We start from the raw sequence: 20,776 nt of genomic DNA on the forward strand, positions 1-20,776 counted from the left end.
TTAGAAGCAAACCCTACAGCGGGTTTTGCCAAAGGTTCTAGAGCAGCCCCGTGTTACCCGCAATCGACAGGGCGTTACGCACAATATCCAGGAGCATGGAACGCACCTCATCCGACTTGAGAATCAGCACCAGCAGGCCCGCGAAACCGACCGCCGCGAGCATCACAATGCCGTACTCAGCGGTGGAGGCGCCCTCCTCCGGATCACCCGCCTGGGCGTAATCTTTGAGCGCCTTTTCGTGCCCCCCAGCGGGTACATATTCGGTACAGCTGGGCGCGTGCTCACCCAGGCTGCGGCAGGTGGCGCCGCATTCGTCCAGGGTGCAGCCCTCGGCGAGCGCGCGGGCAATGGTCAGCGCCTGTTCGGGGTTCAGACGGTCCGTATTCATATCAATCTCCATTTCGTTAGGGTCAATCCTGGGGCCAGCATGCTTCTGCTCAGCGCCGGTGGAAAGCTCAGCATCAGTAAATAGTTCGGGGCATTCTTCGCGCAGCTGCTTCATGGTGGTTGCGATAGCAACGGACAGCGGCACGGGGCCCAGAATGGTCTGCGTTTCTGCACCGAGCGCGGCGGGCTGAATTTCACGCGGAGCACCGGCCGGTGCGTTGAGCGGAGCATCGACAGCGTGCAGGTCGTGGCGGATTGCTTCGCAGAGGGTGTTCGTCATTGGTTTTCCTTTCGTTGTGCCCCGTTCATTCGGGGCGGGGTGGGTGCTCATCCGCGTTCGCTGCAGATGGGCGAAGGTCTAAAGCGAAGGTCTAAACTTTTCAGAATTTCGGCTAGTCAACAGTGCTTATGGGCTTGAATCTTTAGCCGGTCAGCGTGGGTAGTAGCGAAATGAGGATGGGCACAATACCCAGGCAGATAAAGGCGGGCAGTGAGCACAGCCCGAGGGGTACCACGAGCGCTACGGAGAGCTTTCCGGCGGCGCGTTCTGCCGCGCGGCGTTCGCTGAGGCGATGCGCATCGGCTAGGGAGAGCAGCAGCGCCGTGCTGGGTGCGCCACCCGTGTAGGAGGGGGCGAGTGCATCCCGCAGCTCACCGAAGGTTCCCGCCGCGGACCCCGACCAGGCACTCCCCCAGCCGCTACCCATCTGTAGGCGCTGGCAGACCGTGTGCAACGGTCGGCTGTTGAGCGCCTCGGCGAGGGTGCCCAGGGCGGCGAGCGGTGCGAGCCCGGCTCTCAACTGCGCGGCGAGTAGTTCCAACACGAGGGCGGTATCAACGGGCCCGGCATCTGCTGGCAAGGCAGACTTTTCCGTCTCAGATTCAGCATTTGCCGTCCGCAGGCTCTCCACCTCCGCCCGATGCACGAGCGCGGCGGTCCAGCGGCGCCCGACGAAGGCGAGCCCCAGCCCGAGCAAACCGGTGAGCGCCCCGAGAATGGAGCCGGTCAGCACGCCCACGGGGTCGCTTCCCATGAGCACACCCAATCCGAGGCCAAGCAGCGGTAGCCAGGAGAGAATCCTGCCGGTGGCGCGCGGTGCGGCGAGGGCGCTCTGCCTACCCAGAAGCGCATCGATGCGTTCTTCGGCGTGTTCGGCGGCGCGTTCCAGGCTCGTGGCAAGCGGCGCACCGGCGCTCTCGCTCATGCGCATGCTCAGTTGCAGGTCGTGCAGGCGCTCGCGGCTGTGCGGGCGCATCCGGGTGCTGTTTTCGAGTAGCTGGGCGCAGGCGAGGTGCGCGGGGGCGCCCCAGGAGGTGACCGTGGCGAGAGCCTGCATGAAGCGGCGGATATCTTCGGCGCACCGCTTGTGCCCGTAGTCTTCGGAAAGGGGAGAGAGGCCTCGTACACGTAGAGCCCGGGTGCTTCTCCGGACGCTTTTCTTCGCACGCGGTTTCCCCGTACCCGGCACCAGCTCGTTCTCCCCGAGCTGCTCGAGCTCCCCGAGTTGCCTATAGCCCGGGTCGGTGCGCACCGCCTCCTGCAGGGGGATGCCGGCACGTAGGTTCAGGGCGAGGGTACGTAACATGAGCGGCCACATGCGCATTTCCTCGGCACTGGCTGCTCCGGCAATGCGCCCAGCTAGGCGCTCAGTCCAGCGCTCAGACCAGCGTTCGCGAAGGCTTCCATTGCTCTTCTCGTTCTGCTTCATTGCTTCCTCCTTTCACGTTTTCTGCTTCCCCCATTTCGGGGGCTAGTACCCAACATCAGACCCGGTAGAAATACGCCTGACCTGCAGGTACTCTTCACTCCCCTGTGTGGCGGGGTGCAGACTGTAAATACCCTCGATGCGGCGGCGACCATCCCGATGTTCCAGGTGGATAATGCGTTCAAAAGCCGTCGCCGTATGTAGAGCGACCGTTCTACTATCCAGTCCGGCGAGCGCGCCCAGGGCGCACAAACGCAGGGGCACCGCCTGCGCACTATTGGCGTGTAGGGTTGTTCCGGCACCGCGGTGACCGGTGTTCATGGCGGTCAGCAGGTGCACCACCTCCGCGCCGCGGCACTCACCGACCACGAGCCGATCCGGGCCCATGCGTAGCGCCTGCACAATCAGCTCACCCAGCCCGATTTCGCCGGCGCCTTCGGAGTTGGCGGCACGGGTTTTGAGGGCAATAACCTGCTCATGCTGCGGCGCCAACTCCGGGGTGTCTTCGAGCAGAATGAGGCGCTCCTGCGGCGAGCACAGCCCCAGCAGGGCGTTGAGCAGGGTGGTTTTGCCGGTGCCGGTACCGCCGCTAATGAGGAATCCGCGGCGTTCGGCAATCATGCGGCGCAGGTAGGCGGCGGTCGCATCATCACACAGCCCCGCGGCCTGCAGCTGCGCCAGGGTGGGGCGCTCGCGGGCGGGTAGACGCACGGAGAGCCGGGTGCGTTCGCTCAGCGGCGGGATAATCGCGTGGATGCGTCTGCCGTGCTCGTCGCTGATGTCAGCCGCCGGATGCGCGGCATCCAGCTGCCCGCCGTGCCTGCGGATGAGCCGCTCGGCGAGGTCGCGCACGCGCCGCTCATTGCCGAGGCTCAGCGCCACGGGGCGGGTGGTTCCGTTGATGCCCACCCAGATATCGCAGGGCGAGTTCACGTAGATATCGGTGATGGTTCCGGCGCGTTGCCCCTCGTCAAGGAGCAGGTCGAGGGCGCCGAGGCCGTAGAGTTCCGCGGCGAGGTAGCGTAGCGCGGTCTGCCGGTTGACGGGTACGTATTCCACGCTGGGGTAGCTCCAGGAGGTGGGCGCAGCTTGCACCGTTTTGGTGCGGAATTTTCGGGGCTTCGTCACATTAGTTCCGTCTGCGCCCGTTCCTTCTGCGTCCGCGTTCCCCCAGGCATTCCCCTGGCATCCGCCGTCGATGGTGCAGATTGCCTCATCCACGGCGTTTTCGAGAATCTCGCGGAGGGGCTGGGATTCCTGGAGTAACCCACCGCCCGCGGCACTCGCGGTGTTTGCACTGCCCGCGACGGTTGCGCCACCTGCGGGCGGCCGCTCCCCTGCCTTCTCGACCGTCTTATCAACCCCGGCACTGAATCCGTTACTGAATCCGTCACTGAACCCTCCGCTAAAACCGCCCAGGGCGATAGTGCTCATCTGCGGCGAGCACAGGATCAGCTCGCGGGCGTGCAGGGCAACGGCGCGGGCGCGATAGTCTTCGGGAATGAGCAGGGCGGGTAGCGAGTGCGCGCCGGTGTTCTGGACGCCCGTATTCTGTGCGCCCGGCTGATTCACACCCTGTGCGGCACGCGGCGGGCAACCGTTGGGGCTGCCGGGATTGTTGACTGGGTGCCCGGCGGGATTGTTGGCTGGGTGCCCGGCGGGATTGTTGGAGGGATTCATGGTGGGGTTCATGGCTCTAGGAGAGCATTGCGCCCGCCCCGAATTTTTAAGAGAATGAGCGTTCTGTGGATAACTCCTCGCGCACCCCGAAATATCCACGATGCACGTACCTCAAACGAACAAAACGCACGCATCCGGCGCTTTTATGACAAACCACTCGTACATTCTGGTGATAACCACGCACCACCCGTTCTACCGACGCATCCTCGATAATGGAAGAATGTACGTTCTGCTCAGTCCTGCCACCGGCGCGGGTATTACCGCCCAGACCGGCACTCCAGCGCACCCGGTCACGTCGGCTATTGCCGCGGGTGCGTCCCCGCGCGGTGCTCAGCCGGTGACTTCGTGGGGTGCTTTTCATTTTTCGGCGCCGACCGCAGAGCAGTTGCAGGACCCGACCTTTATTCCGCGGATTACGCGTGCGGATCGGGTGAGTGCGGCGAATCTTCCGGCGTATGTGCGAGAGGTGGAGCGGCAGGCGGCGGATTCGGCGCAGGCGCGTTTCCCGCGCTGGATTTGGGCTGATACCCGCCATGTTGACCCGCTGCTTCTGCGCCGCGGGGTGCGGGTGCATCTGTGCCATGATTTGCGTCTGGTGCAGCGGATTTTGGTGACTGCCGCTACGCATCCGAGCGGTTTTGTGGAGTACAGCCCGGTGCTGGATCTTTCTGATGTGCGTGAGGCGGTGGAGCCTCAGGGGTATCTGCCGGTGGCGCGGCAGATTCAGGGTCAGGAGGAGCTGTTCGGCGCTGATTTTTTGAGTGCGCCTGCTGCTCCTGATTCCTCCACGACTCCTACCAGCACCGCCCAGTCCCCCACCGCTTCCTCCCCGGATTTCCTGGAGGCGGCGCCTCATGAGCCTTTTGCCCCGCAGTTGGCGGCGGGCCCGGTGACTCTGCTGCCGGAGCATCCGGTGGTGCGTGTGCTGATGCGTGAATGGCTGGCGCAGGCGCGGGCTATTAGTGAGTCGAGGCACCCGGAGCGGTTGCGTCTTTTGGCGGCGGCTGAGTCTGCCGGTGCGTTGGTGGCGGCTGAGATTGGTTATTACGGCATCCCGTTTAATGTGCAGGCGCATCATGAGCATCTGTGCGAGTTGTTGGGTCCGCGTCCGGTGCCTGGGGAGCGTCCGCAGAAGATGCAGGAGTTGGCGGAGCAGATTCAGCGCATGCTGTTTATGCCGTCGTTGAACCCGGATTCGCCGCAGGATCTTTTGCGTGCTTTGCAGTCTGCGGGGGTTTCGGTGAAGTCTACGCGGTCGTGGGAGTTGAAGAGTTGGGCGGAGGCGATTCCTGCTCAGCGGGAAAAGCGTTGGGCGCTGATTGACCCGATTCTGCGGTATAAGAAGCTGTACCGTATTTGGACTGCTAACGGCTGGACCTGGGCTGATACTTGGGTTTCTGAGGGTGCGTTCCGCCCGCATCTTGAGGTGGGTGGTGCCGCGACCGGGCGCTGGGGCGCTTCCGGCGGTGGTGCACTGCAGCTTCCTGCGGAGATTCGTCAGGCGGTGCAGGCGCCGGAGGGTCAGGTGCTGACGGTGACGGACGGCTCGCAGATTGAGCCGCGCATCCTGGCGGCGTTGAGCCGTGATGAGGCGCTCGCTTCGGCGGGTCGCGGCGCTGACCTGTATGCGGGTATTGCCGAGTTGGCGCGCCTGAAGGGTGTGGCTTTGACGGAGCGTTCCCACGCGAAGGTGGGCATGCTGGCGATTATGTATGGTGGCCGCAGCGGTGAGATTGGTGCGCTGTTGCCGCATGTGGCGGCGCTTTTTCCGCAGGCTATGGAGTTTACGGAGCGTGCGGCTCGTATTGGTGAGGCGGGCGGTCAGGTGACGACTTTTTTGGGTCGCACGTCCCCGCCGGTGGATGAGCGTTTCCGTGAGATTGTGGCCGATCGGTCGTCGCCGGCGGCTGAGTCGCGTGCCGTATCGACGGCGCGTGCGCACGGTCGCATGACCCGCAATTTTATTGTTCAGGGTACGGCTGCGGAGTGGGCTTTGTGTTGGATGGGCGCGGTGCGTTCTCGTCTGCTGTCAGAGCGGATTTTTGGTATGCCGATGCGCACCCGCATCGTGTATTTTTTGCACGATGAGCTTCTGCTCTGCGGTCCTGAGCTGGAGGCGAATCGCGTAGAGCGTATTGTGCGTGAGGGTGCTGCGGAGGCGGCGCGTCTGCTGTTCGGTCGGGTGCCGGTTGATTTTCCGGTGTCGGTGGCGCGGGTGCACAACTACGCAGACGGTAAATAATCTGCGGGCAAAATAGAGACAAAAATAGGGGCGGCGGGTAGCTTCATTCAAGCTACCTGCCGCCCCTATCCGCACCCTGTATCCGCTAGTCAAGTGTTTATTCCGCGAAGAGCTTTACTCCTCGTAGCCGGGTGCCGGGCGCATCTTTTTCTTGTCCCAGGGCACGGTCCAGCCGAGCGAGTCGAAGATCCGGTCAAGCAGAATTGCGGTGAATCCCCAGACGGTGAATTCTTCGCCGCCGGGCATACGCACCTCGAAGGCGGGGGTGCGGTGTGAGGTGCGGCCGCGCTTGACGTAGGCGGTGTGCCGATTGGCGGGGTTGAGCAGGTCGCGCACGGGCACGCGGGCGATGAGCGCGGATTCGTTGTGGTCGACGACCTCGACGGGCACGGGGCTGTTCCACCAGCCGATGACGGGGGTAACCATGAAGTTGCTGATGGGTAGCGGCAGGGTGCGCAGCTGGCCGAGGACCTGCACGCCGGCGGGATCGAGCCCGGTTTCTTCGACCGCCTCGCGCAGGGCGGCGATGTGGGCGACGGGTTCACCCGTGGACTCGGCAAGCGCGTAGTCTTCGGGGTCGATTTTGCCGCCGGGGAATGCGGGCTGACCGGCGTGTGAGCGCAGGGTTGCGGCACGCACGAGGAGCAGTACGTCCAGGTCGGCGCTGACGTTGTCGGGGCAGCCGTCAAATTCGCCGGTGGAGGGCGAGTTGTCGAGCACGCCGAAGAGGATCAGCACGGCGGCTTCTTTGCTCAGGGGGCTGGCGGGTGCGCTGCGTAGTAGGGCTTGGACATCGAATTCCACGCCGCCCTCTGCGAGAGCTGCCAGTGCCTGCTGGGCGGGGTGCTGTGCGTCCTGCCCCGCCGGTTCGGGTTGCACCGGTTCGGATCGCGCCAGTTCGGGTTGTATCGACTGCTCGGGTGCGCTCATCTGTGTACCTCTCTTCTGCGCGGCTGCATTCCGGTTCGGCTCAGCCACCGTTAGGCGCTGAGCGGGTAGCCTTCTGCCATGAGTTCGCGGCGGGTTGCGCCCTGCAGGAATCGCAGGTGCAGGTCTTCTCGGCCGGGTGCCATTTCGTATTTCATGAGTTTACGTGCTGCCTGTTCGTTCGTCTCCCCGGCGCCATAGGACGGGCAGAGGTCGGCGACGGGGCATACGCCGCAGGCGGGCTTTTTGGCGTGGCAGATGCGGCGGCCGTGGTAGACCATGCGGTGTGAGAAGAACGTCCAGTCTTTACGTTCGATGAGTTCGGCGACGTCTTTTTCGACCGTCTTGGGGGCGTCTGCGGTGGTGAATCCCATGCGGCGGGCGAGGCGGCCGAAGTGGGTGTCTACGGTCAGTCCGGGCACGTCGAAGGCGTTTCCGAGGACCACGTTCGCGGTTTTGCGGCCAACTCCGGCGAGTTCTACGAGCTCGTCGAGGGTTGAGGGCACCTGCCCGTTGTGGCGTTCTACGAGCTGCTGGGAGAGGGTGACGATGGAGCGTGCCTTGGCGCGGTAGAAGCCGAGGGACTGAATGTAGGGTTCGACCTCTTCGGTACGTACGGAGGCGAGCGCGGCGGCGTCCGGGTAGCGTGCGAAGAGTGCACCGGTGACGGAGTTGACGCGCACGTCGGTGGTTTGTGCCGAGAGCACGGTGGCGATGAGTAGTTCGAAGGGGTTGTCGAAGTCGAGTTCTGCGACGGCGTAGGGGTAGGTTTCGCCGAGGATGCGGTTGATTTTGCGGGCGCGGCGCACGGTGGCGAGGTGGCTTTCGGGTGCGCGTGCGTTGAGGCGGCGTGCGGCGGCTGCGGCTTTGAATTCGGGAACGAATCGAATCTGCAGGAGCGATTGGGTGTTCTCTGCAGCGGTGTTCTCAGCCGCGTTATTTTCTGCCGCGGTGTTCTCTATTTCGGTGCGGGTGGCGTTCTCGGTCATAGCGCGAGGGTACCGGGCTTGGCCGTGTGGGCGGTAGCGAGGTTCACCGTACTTGGCCCGCCTCTCATCATTTTCTGGGCAGTTCGCGCCGGCTAGCACTTGGCGGGCACTCACTGTGCCACACTGGTTTTATGTCAGATACGATTTTTGTGCTTAACGGACCGAATTTGAACCTGCTTGGGCAGCGCCGCCCCGAGGTGTACGGCTACACCACTCTGCACGATATTGAGCGTATGGTGCGTGAGCACGCGGCGGATCATGGTTTTGATGTTGAGTTTATGCAGTCGAATCATGAGGGTACGCTGGTGGATGAGATTCAGCGTGCTCGTACTCGTGGCGCGGCGATTATTATCAACCCGGCGGCGTACACGCACACTTCGGTGGCACTGCACGATGCGCTGGAGGCGGCTGAGATTCCGGTGGTTGAGGTGCATCTGTCGAATGTGCATCGTCGTGAGCAGTTCCGTCATCATTCGTTTGTGTCGCCGCAGGCTACCGCGGTGATTGCCGGTGCGGGTGCGTACGGCTATGTCATGGCGGTTGATTTCCTGGCACAGCATCTTGCGGAATAAATAACAGTGCAGCATTTGGCGGAATAGCCCAGCGCTTCGCGGAATAACAGCGCGCCGCCTCCTTTCGTTAAATAGTTCAGGCTCCCGTTCCTCGTGTGAGGGCGGGAGCCTGAACTTTTATCGCTATCTAGCAACTAGTTACTTGCGGCAGGTGCCGGTGGAGACTGCGGCGGTGTTGTCGCCGCCTTCGGCCAGTGCCTGCTTGAGGGTGCTTGCGGTGATGGCGTAGCCGGTCTGGCCGGTGGTTGCCCTACCGAAGATCACGCCGACCACGTTGCCGTTTTCATCGAGGACGGGGCCGCCGGAGTTGCCGTGCTGCACGTCGGCTGCCAGCTGGTAGACCTGGCGCATGGCGTTAGCGCGGCCGGTGTCGGCGTCGATGGCCTGGGTGTTGCCAATGCCCTGCACAGTGGCGGGCAGTGCCTTGAACGGGCCGCCCTTGGGGTAGCCCATGAAGGTTACGAGGCTGCCTGCGGTGGCGTTGGTGCCGATGGTCAGCGGTTCGAGCGGTAGCTTGGGAACGCTGATGAAGGCGATGTCCTGTTCGGTGTCCATGTAGACGACGGTGCCGGGCCAGGTGCGGCCGCGGGAGTCCTGCACGACCGGGGAGGTCACGCCGGCGACCACGTGGGCGTTGGTGACGACCAGGCCGTTGTCCGCCACGAAGCCGGAGCCGGTGGAGGTGTAGCCGCACTGCTCGGCGGCGCCCAGGATCTCAACCACGGAGGCAGCCGCCCGGTTCAGTGCCGCAGATTCTACGGTCTCGGTGGGGGCGCTGGTTTCGGGGGCGATGAGCTGACTGACTTCGGGAATGGTTCCGAAGGCGAGCACGTCATTGCGTACCGTGTTGATGCGGTCCTTGACGACCTCGGGGGTGGAGGCGACCATCCAGGAGAGGGTCTTGGAGTCGCTGAGCGCAGTGTTGAGCTGCGGGATGGGTACGGTGCGCATGGAGATGGTCAGCACGACCATGACCAGGGCACAGGCGGCGAGATTCAGCACGCCGCCGAAGAAGCGTTCAATGCCCTTGAGCGGGGTGATGTCAGTGACGCGGCGGATGGTGCGCCCGGCAAGGATACCGAGCCACTGTCCGATGGTCAGGCAGATGACGAGCACGCCGACGGCGGTAATGAGGCTCCACTGTGATCCCACGGATGCCACGGCAAGGGGCACGAGCCAGGCTGCGGCGCAGACGCCCAGACCCAGGCCGAGGAAGGTTCCGAGGGTAGTGAAGAATCCGCTACGGACTCCGGCGAGGAAGTAGAGCAGCAGAATGATGGGGATAGCAATATCAAGCAGGTTGATGCCAGTCGTCACGACTAATTGCCTCCTTGGTGGGTAGAAGTGGTCACAGTGTGCCCATTGTGGTTGGTGCGGGCTGTGCCCGGTGAGTGTGGCGGCGCGTTAACACCCAGTGGTGGGTGCGGCGGGCTTGTGTTCCCGGGGTTTTTGGGACCGGGTTTCTGCCTCGTCGCATCGTACCGCGTGTGGAGGCGGTGCGCCTCCTGGTCATGAGGGTGTCTGCGTGCTTGGTACCGAAAAAAGTACACACCTGAATGCCTGATATTAGGTGCTGAACCTGTGGGTAAGCTTTGAATTTTCTCGGAAGAAATAACTTTTGCTGTAAAGCTTGCCCTATCGGAATGCACAAACAGCTTTTTTAGGGTACGCTCATATCAGTTGAATATGTCACACTAGCTTGAGCCTTCTCACATTTCAGATGTTGAGACGCATGACACCGGTTCGGGCTCACTCACTGAACATTTACGAGTTTCGGCTCATCACCTCATATCTAGGAGAACTTTATGGATCTCGAGATCCTCCGTCGTACCCCTCTCTTTGCTAACCTCGACGACGCAGCTTTCGCTCTGCTGACCGATGACATTCAGGAGATTGACCTCTCCCGCAACGCCGTCCTTTTCTACGAGGGTGACCAGGACGACCAGCTCTTCGCTGTGCTCTCCGGTAAGGTCAAGCTGGGCCGCACCGCCGCTGACGGCCGCGAGAACATGGTCGCGATTATGGGTCCCGGTGATGTTTTCGGCGAGATGGCCCTCTTCGACCCCTCGCCCCGTTCGACCAACGCTGTCGCTGTTTCTGAGACCCGCTTGGCTGCCATCAAGCACGAATCCTTCAAGCGCGCGCAGCAGCTGGATCCCTCGATTTCCGATCAGGTAATTAAGACTCTGGCTCGCCGCCTGCGCCACGCTAACGAGGCACTGGCTGACCTGGTCTTCTCCGACGTTCCCGGCCGCCTCGCTAAGGCGCTGCTGGACCTGGCTGACCGCTTCGGCCGCCCCGCAACCGACGGTGTGCTCGTTGCTCACGAGCTGACTCAGGAAGAGCTGGCACAGCTGGTTGGCGCATCCCGCGAGACCGTGAACAAGGCTCTTGCCGAGTTCGTTTCTCGCGGCTGGATCCGCCTAGAGGCACGCGCAGTTGTCATTCTGGACCTGCCCCGCCTGCGCCAGCGTTCCCGCTAAGGTCTCTTTGAGTTAGGGCATTCTAGGACGCCCTCGTTGAAAGACGCACAGCTTAAATAAATCAGGAGCCGTTTCCCTCTGCATGGGGAAACGGCTCCTGATTTATTTAACGCTTCATCGTACGAGCGAGCGGATGCACTACCCTCTTAGAGCACGCCCGTTGCGCCGGTGTACATGGAACCGGTGGTAGCCGGAACCACCTCGGTGAAGGAGAGCATGCACGCACCGTTGTGGGTGACGAGCACGGGCTTCTTCACCTCAATATTGCGGCGCTTGGACAGCCAGGCCACGGAAGTCTGGGCCTTTGCCAGGGATTCGAGCATGCACATCACGCCGGGGGTAATGAGCTGGTCGAGGGTACGGCCCACCGTGTTGGGCTGGCCGATGCGGTCACCCAGTTCGCTGGTGTCCTTGGCTTCGAGCAGTTCACGCACGTTCAACCAGTCACCCCACACGCCCTTACCGAGCAGTAGCTTCGGGTCCTGGCCGACGGGCAACGCCGTGGTGAAGTAGGCGATATCGTAGCGCTTGAGGAAGAAGTCCGGGGACTGCCAACGCGCGACCGGACGCAACAGGTCGGCGCGCACGCTCAGACCGCTGGAGGTCAAGAAGTTAGAGAAGCTCTTGTCCTGCTCGGCAACCGCTTCACGCCACGCCATGAGCTCAGGGGTGCTGGAGCGCTCCACGACGTCCTGTTCGTCCTCACCAGCGAGCAGAATGCCGGTCTCTTCAAAGGATTCACGCACGGCAGCCATGACGCTGCGGCGTGCCTGAGCAATATCGGAGAAGTGGAATTGATCCTGCCAATAGTCGGCACCGGGGCCCACCCAGGAGGCGGACTCATCGTCACCGGGAAGAGCCGTACCGCCGGGGAAAGCCACCACGCCCAGCGGGGAGGTGCCGGGACGGTAGGTCAGAATCGTTTCGAGGCCGTTGTCGCCATCGCGCACAAAAATAACGGATGCCGCCTGGCGCATCGTACAGCCGACGGTGCATTCGCTACCGCCTGCACGCCAGCTTTCGGCGGCGGTGCGCATGAACTCGGGAATCGTGTAGAGACGCTGAATGGAGGCGGTGCGCGGACCTGACTGACGGCCGGTGAACACGCGGGGGCGTTCCACGCCCTCAGCCGGGGTGGGAGTGCCGAAGCGGCGTTCCTGCACCGGCAGGGGTAGAGTCTTGATGTTTTGGGCGGTGCCGTTGTCCTGTACGGATTCGGTGTGTGCAGTCTTCTCAGGAGCGTCCTGCGCTGCCCGCTGACCTTGGGCAGCACGAATAGCAGACAGCGGCAGAGCGCCGGTGTACAGCTTAGACATACTCAACGATGATCTCGACCTCTACGGGCGAATCGAGGGGAAGGACGGGAACACCGACAGCGGAGCGGGCGTGCTGGCCTGCCTCGCCGAAGATTTCGCCGAGCAGTTCGGAGGCGCCGTTAATGACGGCGGGCTGAGCGGTGAAGTTCACCTCGGATGCTACGAAGCCGACAACCTTCACGACGCGCTGCACGCGGTCCAGGTCGCCAATAACGGACTTGACTGCTGCCAGGGCGTTGAGCAGGCAGATACCCGCGTACTTCTTAGCGGCCTCGGGGGTCACGAAGCCTTCAGCGCCGGAGTCGGACACCTTACCGGTTTCGGGCAGGGCGCCGTCGACGAAGGGCAGCTGACCGGAGGTGTACACGTAGGAGCCAGAGGTAACAGCCGGAACGTAGGCTGCAACGGGGGCGGGTGCTACGGGCAGTTCGTAACCGAGTTCGCGGATACGTGCTTCAATACGGGATTCAGGCATGATTACTCCAGAAGGATGGCGGGTGCTGGCACCCAAACAGTGATAGGGGAAACGCCGTAAATTTAAACGCTACTGATATTCAGGCAGCTGTTAAACGGCTAACCGGCGGCCTTCCTCATCTATTCCCGCACTCCCATAGTTATAGGAGAGTCGGAATAGCGAGGTGACCGCCGGGTACGCTGCTCTTAGTCAGCCTTCTCGCGCTTAAAGTAGGCGATGGGGTTGCCCTGAGTCGGAGCGACCATGTTCGACGCGGGGGTTGCGCCAGCAGGTGCGGATGCGCCGGGGAGAACGGTTACGAGCTCCCAGCCGTCTTCACCCCAGTTGTCGAGGATTGCCTTGGTCGTGTGGATCATCAGCGGTACAGTTGCGTATTCCCATTTCTTCATACCCTCTAGACTAGCTTTCAGGGTCGAATAAGTAAAAGGGATTTACTATGGTTTCGGTCAATGTCCGGCGCTTTTGGGGGCTTTACTCTCAGGGCTGAGGCACCCGCGCCCCTATGGGGTGCCGCGACGGGCTTCTTCTCACAGTTTCATGGGATAAACTGAATGAATGGCTTCATCTAAGAAAACCCGTTCGCGTCGCCGTCCGGGAGATTTTTTGCAGTTCCTCGCGTTCAGCGTGATTGCCGGTTTCCTCGCGGCAATCATTGTCGTACCCCCTGCCGTGAGCTTGGGTATGGTCACGAACGCGTCGATGTCATGGTTCCAGGACCTTCCTGACGACATTGCCGATGGCATCTCCTCCCGTCCTTCTACTATTTACGCTGCTGACGGCAAGACCGAAATCGCGACCTTCTTCGAAGAGAACCGTGAACCGGTCAAGCTGGATCAGATTTCTCAGCACATGAAGGACGCTATCGTCTCGGTGGAGGACCGTGACTTCTACAACCACGGTGCTGTCTCCGCTATCGGTATCGGTCGTGCGTTCTTGAACAACATCATTAACTCCAACAGCGGCCGCCGTCAGGGTGCATCCACCCTGACCCAGCAGTACGTTAACAACCTCATTGTTGACTCCGCTGTGGCTCGTGGTGAGGATGCTACCGCAACCCTGAACGGTAACAAGACCTACGCCGCAAAGATTCGCGAGATGAAGCTTGCGATTTCTATGGAGCAGAACAAGTCCAAGGACGAAATCCTTGAAGGCTACCTGAACATCGTGAACCTTGGCGGTTCGAACTACGGTGTTGAGGCTGCTGCACAGTACTACTGGGGTATTTCCGCTAAGGACCTGAACGTGGCACAGTCCGCGCTTCTTGCCGGTCTGGTGCAGGCACCGAACGTGTACGACCCGACTGTGAACCCCGAACTCGCCCGTGAACGCCGCGACATCGTTCTGGGCACCATGCTCCGCGACGGCAAGATTACCGATAAGGAATACAGCGACGCTATCTCCAGCGACATTAAGCTCAACGTCAAGCCCAAGTCCCAGGGTTGCTCCCTGGCAGGTGATAAGGCATTCTTCTGCCGCTACGTGGTCAACTACCTGCTGCAGGATGAGTCCCTCGGCGCAACCGCTGAGCTGCGTAACACCGCAATTAAGCGTGGCGGCCTGAAGGTGGTTACCACCCTGAACCCCGAGGCTCAGACCGCGGCAAAGCAGGCTGTGGACTCCACCCAGCCGGCTGCAACCAACTGGAACGACGTGAACTCCGCGCTGACCAGTGTTGAGCCCGGCACCGGCCGCGTCATCGCGATGGCACAGAACACCGAGCTCGGTAGCCCCGCAGACGCAAACGACCACTCCAAGACCGAGTACAACTACAACGTTGACAGCGCCTACGGTGGTACCCGCGGCTTCCAGCCCGGTTCGACGTTCAAGCCGATTATTCTGGCACAGTGGCTCATCAGCGGCCGCGGCGCTAACGCTACCGTGAACGGTACCCAGCTGTTCTGGCCCACCAGCTTCGGTTGGAACGCCAAGTGCTACGACGGCGGTAAGTACTACTACACCGGTCAGCCGAACGGCTGGTCCTACAAGAACGCAGTCAACGGCGGTCTGACCTACGGTACCGCTGCGTACGGTATTCGCCAGTCGTTGAACTCGTACCTGTACGGCATGCTCTCCCAGATTGACCTGTGCGATGTGCACGACCTGTCTGTCAAGATGCACGCCCTGGACGGTACCGGCGAACCGCTGCACAGCATCCCCGATCTGGGTACCAACATTGGTGGTACCAAGTACGGTATCTCCCCGCTGACCAGCGCGTCCATGTACGCTATCTTCGCTTCTGAGGGTAAGTACTGCACCCCGCGCCCCATTGAGAAGATCACCAAGACCAACGGTGAAACCATGAAGGAATACCAGAACCAGTGCGAGCAGGTCCTGGATCCGGACATCGCGAACGGTGTCAGCTGGGTTCTGAAGGGCGTTATCCAGCCTGGCGGTTCCGCTTCTCAGCGCGGTATTGGTCTGCCGAACGGTTCGGCTGCGAAGACCGGTACGAACGATAACTCCTCCCAGACCTGGCAGGTTGGCTACACTCGTGGCCTGTCTACCGCGTCTTGGGTTGGTTCTAACAACCTCGGCTTCCGCTCCCTGAACGGTGTGGGCATTAACGGTCGAGTCCTCGAGTATGTCGATGGTGCAACCTACGCGGGTGCACAGTGGCAGTCGTTCATGAAGACGATAGCTCCGAAGTACAACACGAAGGACTTCACCACCCCCAGCGATAAGATTCTGTCGTACAGCTAGAATCACAGCTCATCAACTGAAGCCTGAAAGGCGATTGATAATGTGTGAAAACGCAGTCAACGCCCGCGTCCCCGTGGCGGTCCCCGGCGCACGCGGCTCCTCCCCGCTCCTGAAGAAGGTAGCGGGGGCGGTAGCCGCCACTGCAGCCTTGGGGGCCGCCACGGCGGCGTATGGGCACTTTATTGAGCTGAACAATTTTCAGCTCCGCACCGAGTCCCTGCCGGTGTTGCCCGCCGGTAGCCCTGACTTTAGGATTCTGCATATTTCGGATATGCACATGATTCCGGGCCAGCAGAAGAAGATTGACTTCATGCACTCGCTGGCTGCACTGGAGCCAGATTTGGTGATGAATACGGGCGATAACCTTTCCCACGTGGACGGTATGGGCCCGCTACTGGAGGCGCTCAACCCGCTCATGGACTTCCCCGGCGTATTTGTGCCCGGCTCGAATTGCTATTTCGCGCCAGTGTTCAAGAACCCGGCACGTTACCTGTGGCAGCCGCGCACCCCGCAGATGATTGAGGAAGGCTCGCGTGTAGCCCTGCCCATTGAGCGGATGCACGACGCCTTCGAGTCGCGCGGCTGGACGGGCCTGATTAACCGCTACGACACACTGAACCTCAAGGGTCTGCGCCTGGAGTTCTCCGGCGTGGATGACCCGCACCTGCGTTACGATGAGCACCCCGGATTCGCCCCCGGCGCTTTCGATGAGGGGCACGAGCCGAGCGTCCGTATCGGCGTGGCGCACGCCCCCTACATGCGTACTCTGCATCGCTTCGTGCAGGACGGTGCACAGGCTATTTTTGCCGGTCATACGCACGGCGGTCAGGTCTGCCTACCCGGCGGTCACGCCCTGGTCAGCAATTGCGATTTGCCGCCTTCGCGTGCGAAGGGTGTCAGTAAGCAGTCCGGTATTCCGGTTCAGGTTTCTGCCGGTTTGGGCACCTCTCGTTTTGCGCCGGTCCGTCTGTTCTGCCCGCCGGAGGCGATCCTGGTGACCCTCACAGCTCGTGGTCAGGAGCAGGGTGCCTCCGCTACCGCAGCGGGTGGTCGTCTCTAATGTCTGAGGCTTCTACAGCACACACGGCTAAGCGCCGCCGTAATCCTTTCCTGGAGACGGCGAGCGAACCGACCCCCGACCCGATCGACTACGCGCACGGTCAGCGTGCCCCGCGCACCCTCGCCGCGTATGCGCGTCCGATTCGTGTGCGCTGGGGCGTGGGCCTGCTCGTGGCGTTCGGTGCCGGTGCCCTTGAGATTTCCATCCCGCAGATGTTGCAGATTATTGTGGATCATCTCTCGCAGAGCACCACCGAGAGCGCCATCTGGATTGCCGGTGGCCTGGTGCTTCTGCTGGGTATTGCGCATGCCTCCTTCATGTATTGGAGGCGCTGGCTGATTGTGGACCCGACCTCCACGATTGAGCTGTCTATGCGCATGAACTTCTTTGACCGTCTGCTCAGCGCCCCGCTTTCTCTGCTGGATTGTTGGCCCTCCGGTCAGTTGCTGACCCGCTCCATGAGCGATTTGGGGACGATTCGCCGTTGGTTGTCTTTCGGTATTGTTCAGATGCTGACTGTTGTGGTGATGTTCCTGGTCGGTGGCTTCTTCATGCTGCGTTCTTCGCCGTCTCTGGCGCTGGTGTTCGTGGTGACCGTGCCGATTCTGGTGCTGTCACTGGTGAACTTCACCCGCAAGTACTACCGCGCCTCGCATGAGATTCAGCAGATGACGGGCGACCTCTCCACCCGCATTGAGGAGTCGGTGCGCGGCATCCGCGTGATTAAGGCGCTGGGCCGCTCCCCCGAGCAGATTCAGGAATATTCCGAGTCGGTAGATGCCCTGCAGGTGCGCGAGTACGGCAGGTCGATGCTGGTGGCTCGTGTTGCCCTGTACCAGGGCCTGATTGTGGGTGTCTCCACGGCGGTGGCGCTGGCTGTGGGCGCCTCGCAGGTTGCGGCGGGCACCTTGAGCCTGGGCGCGATGACCGCCTACTTTGCGGTGCAGACGACCGTACTCAGCCATGTGACTCGCTCGACCGCGCTGATGTCTGCCTATTTGAGCTATAAGGTGGCGTTGGAACGCCACAACGAGGTTATGGATGAGCCCGGCTTTGAGGCGGTACCGCTGGTTCGTGGCTCCGAGGCTGTGTCTGGGCCCGAGCATCCGCAGGGTGCTTCTGATTCGTCAACACTAGCTGGAGTGTCTGCCGAGGGCGGCTCCGGGAAGGAAACTATGCAGTACCCCAGCGGTGGCGCAGTGTCTGTCACTTTCGATCACGTCCAGTTCAGCTACGACGCTGCCGAAGCACCTGTTTCTGCAGAGGATACCGGCGCAAACTCTGAGGTGAAGGCACCCGAGGTTTCCGTGCTGAAGGACGTAAACTTCAAGGTCTTCCCGGGTGAGATTCTGGCGCTGGTGGGTGCAACCGGTAGCGGCAAGTCGACCGTGCTGTCGCTGGTTCCGCGTTTCTACGAGCCAACCTCCGGTTCCCTGCGTTTTGGCACCCGAGATACCGCCGACATGTCCATTGAGGAGGTGCGCACCCAGACCGCGTTCGTCTTTGAGGAGGCGGTGCTTTTCTCCGGCACGGTTCGCGAGAACGTGCTGATGGGCGTTGCTGAGCAGTACGAGCGCGGCACCGAGGATGAGGACTACCCTGCCGCAGAAGAGCTGGAGGCGACCCTCCAGACCGCGTTGCAGCTGGCTGCGTGCGATTTCGTGGCGGAGCTTCCGCAGGGTCTGGATACCGTCATTGGTGAGGAGGGTCTGAGCCTTTCGGGTGGTCAGCGTCAGCGTCTGTCGTTGGCGCGCGCTTTGGCGAAGCGCCCCTCCGTGCTGCTGCTGGATGACCCGTTCTCGGCGCTGGATGTGAACACTGAGGAACGTATTATTACCGGTCTGCGCGAGGGTCTGGAGGGCCTGGGCGGCGCTACGACCCTGTTGACGGCGCACCGCCCCTCCACCGTCGCGTTGGCGGACCGCGTGCTACTGATGGTTGATGGTGCTGTGGTCGCTGAGGGCACTCACGCTGAGCTGATGGACTCTTCGGAACAGTACCGTCAGCTGATGACGATGGAGGAGGGCTAATGGCCCATCATCGTCCGGCGGAGCCGCGGGAGCAGATGAGCCCGCAGGAGCGCGCGGAGACCCGTGAACGCTCGATGGCTCTGCTACGCCAGATGCTGCGCCCGCACCGTGGGGCCTTGGCTCTGTCGATTATTTCGGTGCTTTTGGTCTCGGGTTCCTCGGCGGTTGCGCCGATTCTGATTGCCCGCGTTTTGGATAGTTCCATTGAGCCGCTCAGGCAGGGTGATGTTTCTCCTCTGCTGACCCTGCTGACGTTTTTTGTGGCGGCTACCGCGGTGACCGCGATCTTCTCGTGGGTCAACGTGGCGTACACGGTACGTGTGTCGCTGGGTGTGGTGGTGTACCTGCGTAAGCGGGTGTTCCGTCACGCGCAGTCGCTGAGCGTGTCGTTCCATGAGCGGTACACCTCGGGCAAGGTCATTTCGCGTCTGACTAGCGATATTGATACGGTCCGCAGCTTCTTGGATAGCGGCATCAGCCAGTTGGCGATTACCTTGCTGTCCATGGTGATTTCTGCGGTCGCTATTTTCCTTCTGGATTGGCGTATTGGTCTGTTCATGCTGGTCTTGGGCGTGCCGATTTACTTCTTGACGCGCTGGTTCCAGAAGACCGCGGTGCCGGTTTTCCGCACGATGCGTACCGAGTCTGCGCATTTGACGAGCCGTTTTGTGGAGACTTTTACGGGCATCCGCGCGGTGAAGGCGTTTGGTGCGGAGGCGCAGATGCGTTATGAGTACGCTCAGGCGTCGGAGCGTTACCGCCTTGCGGTGATGGATTCGATTAAGATTTTTGGTGTCTACTCGCCCGTGCTGATGCTTTTGGGCAATGTGTTTATTGCCGGTGCGCTAGTGCTGGGTGGTTATGCGGTGCTGGGCGGCACCATGCAGATCGGTACTCTGCTGGCGCTGGTGATTTACGCGAACCGCGTGTTTGAGCCGGTCATGCAGCTCTCTGAGTTCTACAACATGTTCCAGTCGGCGATGTCCGCGTTGGAGAAGCTGTCCTCGTTCTTGGCTGAGGAGCCGGAGGTTGCTGAGCCGGAGCATCCGCATGAGCGCGCTGTAGAGTCTGCTACCGGTACCGCTGAGGGCGCGTCCGGCACGATTCACGGTGCCCTCGTGGAGCTGGATTCGGCGGTCTTTGGGTACACATCGGATCGTCACGCGTTGAAGGAGACGACCCTGCGCATTGAGCCGGGTACGACCGTGGCGCTGGTGGGTGCTACGGGTGCCGGTAAGTCGACTATCGCTAAGCTGGTGGCTCGTTTCTACGATGTTTCAGCCGGTCAGGTGCGTATTGACGGCGTGGATGTCCGCCAGCTGGCGGATGGGCAGCTGCGCCGTGAGGTGCTCATGCTGACCCAGGAGGTGTTTCTGTTCTCCGCGTCGATTCTGGAGAATATCCGCATGGGTAACCCGCAGGCGTCCGATGAGCAGGTGAAGGCTGCCGCGAAGGCGGTGGGTGCTGACGCGTTCATTGAGCGTCTGCGTGAGGGCTACGAGTCGCAGCTGGGCCGTGGCGGTATTACCCTGTCGGCGGGTCAGCGTCAGCTGGTGTCCTTTGCTCGCGTGTTCTTGGCGAACCCGCGGGTGCTGATTCTGGATGAGGCGACGGCTTCGCTGGATATTCCGAGTGAGCGTGCGGTGCAGGCGGCGCTACGTACCGTGTTGGCGGGGCGTACGGCGCTGGTGATTGCGCATCGCCTCTCGACGGTTCTGGGCGCTGATCGTGTGCTGGTGATTCATGAGGGCTCCGTGGTGGAGGATGGCTCCCCGCAGCAGCTGATTGCCTCCGGCGGTCGTTTTGCGGCGATGTACGCCTCCTGGGATGAGCTGAATCAGGTTCATGAGGCTGAAGCCTAGGAACTTTATTTGCCCCTCCCCGACCGGTGGCGTGCCACTGTGTTGCGTTCTGAATTTTTTTGGGCTATCCTAGGTGAGTTGCCTACGGTATTCGCTGATAGGTCAACATCGGGATGTGGCGCAGCTTGGTAGCGCGCGTCGTTCGGGACGACGAGGTCGCAGGTTCAAATCCTGTCATCCCGACAGTTAGCCCCGGTCCGCTGGACCGGGGCTTTGTCGTATCCGCAGTATTTCTGTTACAGACTCCTAGGCAGACTCCGGCGCAGATTCTGCTGCAGATATTGAGTATATAGAGGCGACCCCCCTACCCGCGCAGGAACGCGGGCGAGGGGGTCGCTTTCGTATTG

Annotated in this window: 16 protein-coding genes and 1 tRNA gene; 8 read left to right on the top strand and 9 right to left on the bottom strand. The window is 61.7% G+C overall.

Annotated elements, in window-relative coordinates; translation table 11 throughout:
* Positions 1-37: 37 nt before the first annotated feature.
* The 3 genes from HMPREF2927_RS04295 to HMPREF2927_RS04305 all read right to left on the bottom strand — a co-directional run bounded on the left by HMPREF2927_RS04295 (position 38) and on the right by HMPREF2927_RS04305 (position 3,785).
* The gene (locus HMPREF2927_RS04295; protein ID WP_070685845.1) at positions 38-667 is read right to left on the bottom strand and encodes a DUF4244 domain-containing protein; all 630 of its coding nucleotides are present in this window, start codon (positions 665-667) and stop codon (positions 38-40) included.
* A gap of 142 nt (positions 668-809) precedes the next feature.
* Positions 810-2,096 (bottom strand): type II secretion system F family protein, encoded by a 1,287-nt coding sequence (locus HMPREF2927_RS04300; protein ID WP_070685847.1) that lies wholly within the window; start codon positions 2,094-2,096, stop codon positions 810-812.
* A gap of 42 nt (positions 2,097-2,138) precedes the next feature.
* Complete coding sequence (locus tag HMPREF2927_RS04305; RefSeq protein ID WP_070685849.1) at positions 2,139-3,785, bottom strand: TadA family conjugal transfer-associated ATPase; 1,647 nt, start codon at positions 3,783-3,785, stop codon at positions 2,139-2,141.
* Positions 3,786-3,993: 208 nt separating this feature from the next.
* On the opposite strand from HMPREF2927_RS04305, the gene HMPREF2927_RS04310 reads away from it, so the two are divergent.
* Positions 3,994-6,015, top strand: a complete 2,022-nt coding sequence (locus HMPREF2927_RS04310; RefSeq protein WP_070685851.1) for a bifunctional 3'-5' exonuclease/DNA polymerase — start codon at positions 3,994-3,996, stop codon at positions 6,013-6,015.
* A gap of 114 nt (positions 6,016-6,129) precedes the next feature.
* Here the strand turns inward: HMPREF2927_RS04310 and HMPREF2927_RS04315 are convergent, their stop codons facing one another.
* Both HMPREF2927_RS04315 and nth read right to left on the bottom strand, forming a co-directional pair.
* Positions 6,130-6,945, bottom strand: a complete 816-nt coding sequence (locus HMPREF2927_RS04315) for an NUDIX hydrolase (RefSeq protein WP_070685852.1) — start codon at positions 6,943-6,945, stop codon at positions 6,130-6,132.
* A 50-nt stretch (positions 6,946-6,995) separates the two neighbouring features.
* Entirely contained in the window at positions 6,996-7,931 is a 936-nt protein-coding gene (nth, locus tag HMPREF2927_RS04320; protein ID WP_070685854.1) for an endonuclease III, read from the bottom strand.
* 131 nt (positions 7,932-8,062) lie between these two features.
* On the opposite strand from nth, the gene aroQ reads away from it, so the two are divergent.
* A complete protein-coding gene (gene aroQ / locus HMPREF2927_RS04325; RefSeq protein ID WP_070685856.1) occupies positions 8,063-8,503 on the top strand; it encodes a type II 3-dehydroquinate dehydratase in 441 nt (146 codons plus the stop codon).
* A 138-nt stretch (positions 8,504-8,641) separates the two neighbouring features.
* On the opposite strand, the gene HMPREF2927_RS04330 is transcribed toward aroQ, so the two are convergent.
* On the bottom strand, positions 8,642-9,820 hold the full coding sequence (locus HMPREF2927_RS04330; RefSeq protein WP_070685858.1) for a MarP family serine protease: 1,179 nt from the start codon (positions 9,818-9,820) through the stop codon (positions 8,642-8,644).
* Between the two features lie 488 nt (positions 9,821-10,308).
* Between HMPREF2927_RS04330 and HMPREF2927_RS04335 the strand changes: the two genes are divergently transcribed.
* Entirely contained in the window at positions 10,309-10,986 is a 678-nt protein-coding gene (locus HMPREF2927_RS04335; protein WP_005504653.1) for a Crp/Fnr family transcriptional regulator, read from the top strand.
* A 146-nt stretch (positions 10,987-11,132) separates the two neighbouring features.
* Here HMPREF2927_RS04335 and HMPREF2927_RS04340 read toward each other — a convergent pair whose 3' ends face one another.
* The 3 genes from HMPREF2927_RS04340 to HMPREF2927_RS04350 all read right to left on the bottom strand — a co-directional run bounded on the left by HMPREF2927_RS04340 (position 11,133) and on the right by HMPREF2927_RS04350 (position 13,166).
* Positions 11,133-12,302: an NUDIX hydrolase gene (locus HMPREF2927_RS04340; RefSeq protein ID WP_070685860.1), complete on the bottom strand. Its 1,170-nt coding sequence runs from the start codon at positions 12,300-12,302 to the stop codon at positions 11,133-11,135.
* Complete coding sequence (locus HMPREF2927_RS04345) at positions 12,295-12,777, bottom strand: RidA family protein (protein WP_070685862.1); 483 nt, start codon at positions 12,775-12,777, stop codon at positions 12,295-12,297. Before HMPREF2927_RS04345 ends, HMPREF2927_RS04340 begins: the two co-directional genes overlap by 8 nt.
* A 185-nt stretch (positions 12,778-12,962) precedes the next feature.
* Positions 12,963-13,166, bottom strand: a complete 204-nt coding sequence (locus HMPREF2927_RS04350) for a DUF4177 domain-containing protein (RefSeq protein ID WP_005504647.1) — start codon at positions 13,164-13,166, stop codon at positions 12,963-12,965.
* Positions 13,167-13,332: 166 nt separating this feature from the next.
* Here HMPREF2927_RS04350 and HMPREF2927_RS04355 point away from each other — a divergent pair, with 166 nt between their 5' ends.
* From HMPREF2927_RS04355 to HMPREF2927_RS04375, 5 genes are all read left to right on the top strand, one after another.
* Positions 13,333-15,477 (top strand): transglycosylase domain-containing protein, encoded by a 2,145-nt coding sequence (locus HMPREF2927_RS04355; RefSeq protein WP_070685864.1) that lies wholly within the window; start codon positions 13,333-13,335, stop codon positions 15,475-15,477.
* A 40-nt stretch (positions 15,478-15,517) separates the two neighbouring features.
* Positions 15,518-16,537 carry a metallophosphoesterase gene (locus HMPREF2927_RS04360; protein WP_070685866.1) on the top strand — a complete coding sequence of 340 codons (1,020 nt, stop codon included), beginning with the start codon at positions 15,518-15,520 and terminating at the stop codon, positions 16,535-16,537.
* On the top strand, positions 16,537-18,567 hold the full coding sequence (locus HMPREF2927_RS04365; protein ID WP_070685868.1) for an ABC transporter ATP-binding protein: 2,031 nt from the start codon (positions 16,537-16,539) through the stop codon (positions 18,565-18,567). The genes HMPREF2927_RS04360 and HMPREF2927_RS04365 overlap by 1 nt, the downstream gene beginning before the upstream one ends.
* Complete coding sequence (locus tag HMPREF2927_RS04370) at positions 18,567-20,429, top strand: ABC transporter ATP-binding protein (protein ID WP_070685870.1); 1,863 nt, start codon at positions 18,567-18,569, stop codon at positions 20,427-20,429. The genes HMPREF2927_RS04365 and HMPREF2927_RS04370 overlap by 1 nt, the downstream gene beginning before the upstream one ends.
* Before the next feature lie 109 nt (positions 20,430-20,538).
* A tRNA-Pro gene (locus HMPREF2927_RS04375) sits at positions 20,539-20,612 on the top strand.
* The last annotated feature ends 164 nt before the right edge of the window (positions 20,613-20,776 follow it).

Source organism: Rothia sp. HMSC061E04 (assembly GCF_001813685.1).
Taxonomy (GTDB): Bacteria; Actinomycetota; Actinomycetes; order Actinomycetales; family Micrococcaceae; genus Rothia; species Rothia mucilaginosa.

Excerpts from the sequence above, each read along its gene's own strand:
- HMPREF2927_RS04365 (WP_070685868.1), top strand. The coding sequence starts at position 16,537 with ATGTCTGAGGCTTCTACAGCACACACGGCTAAGCGCCGCCGTAATCCT.
- HMPREF2927_RS04335 (WP_005504653.1), top strand. The coding sequence starts at position 10,309 with ATGGATCTCGAGATCCTCCGTCGTACCCCTCTCTTTGCTAACCTCGAC.
- HMPREF2927_RS04340 (WP_070685860.1), bottom strand. The coding sequence starts at position 12,302 with ATGTCTAAGCTGTACACCGGCGCTCTGCCGCTGTCTGCTATTCGTGCT.
- aroQ (WP_070685856.1), top strand. The coding sequence starts at position 8,063 with ATGTCAGATACGATTTTTGTGCTTAACGGACCGAATTTGAACCTGCTT.
- HMPREF2927_RS04355 (WP_070685864.1), top strand. The coding sequence starts at position 13,333 with ATGGCTTCATCTAAGAAAACCCGTTCGCGTCGCCGTCCGGGAGATTTT.
- HMPREF2927_RS04295 (WP_070685845.1), bottom strand. The coding sequence starts at position 667 with ATGACGAACACCCTCTGCGAAGCAATCCGCCACGACCTGCACGCTGTC.
- HMPREF2927_RS04310 (WP_070685851.1), top strand. The coding sequence starts at position 3,994 with ATGTACGTTCTGCTCAGTCCTGCCACCGGCGCGGGTATTACCGCCCAG.
- HMPREF2927_RS04350 (WP_005504647.1), bottom strand. The coding sequence starts at position 13,166 with ATGAAGAAATGGGAATACGCAACTGTACCGCTGATGATCCACACGACC.
- HMPREF2927_RS04360 (WP_070685866.1), top strand. The coding sequence starts at position 15,518 with ATGTGTGAAAACGCAGTCAACGCCCGCGTCCCCGTGGCGGTCCCCGGC.
- HMPREF2927_RS04300 (WP_070685847.1), bottom strand. The coding sequence starts at position 2,096 with ATGAAGCAGAACGAGAAGAGCAATGGAAGCCTTCGCGAACGCTGGTCT.
- nth (WP_070685854.1), bottom strand. The coding sequence starts at position 7,931 with ATGACCGAGAACGCCACCCGCACCGAAATAGAGAACACCGCGGCAGAA.
- HMPREF2927_RS04345 (WP_070685862.1), bottom strand. The coding sequence starts at position 12,777 with ATGCCTGAATCCCGTATTGAAGCACGTATCCGCGAACTCGGTTACGAA.
- HMPREF2927_RS04315 (WP_070685852.1), bottom strand. The coding sequence starts at position 6,945 with ATGAGCGCACCCGAGCAGTCGATACAACCCGAACTGGCGCGATCCGAA.
- HMPREF2927_RS04305 (WP_070685849.1), bottom strand. The coding sequence starts at position 3,785 with ATGAACCCCACCATGAATCCCTCCAACAATCCCGCCGGGCACCCAGCC.
- HMPREF2927_RS04370 (WP_070685870.1), top strand. The coding sequence starts at position 18,567 with ATGGCCCATCATCGTCCGGCGGAGCCGCGGGAGCAGATGAGCCCGCAG.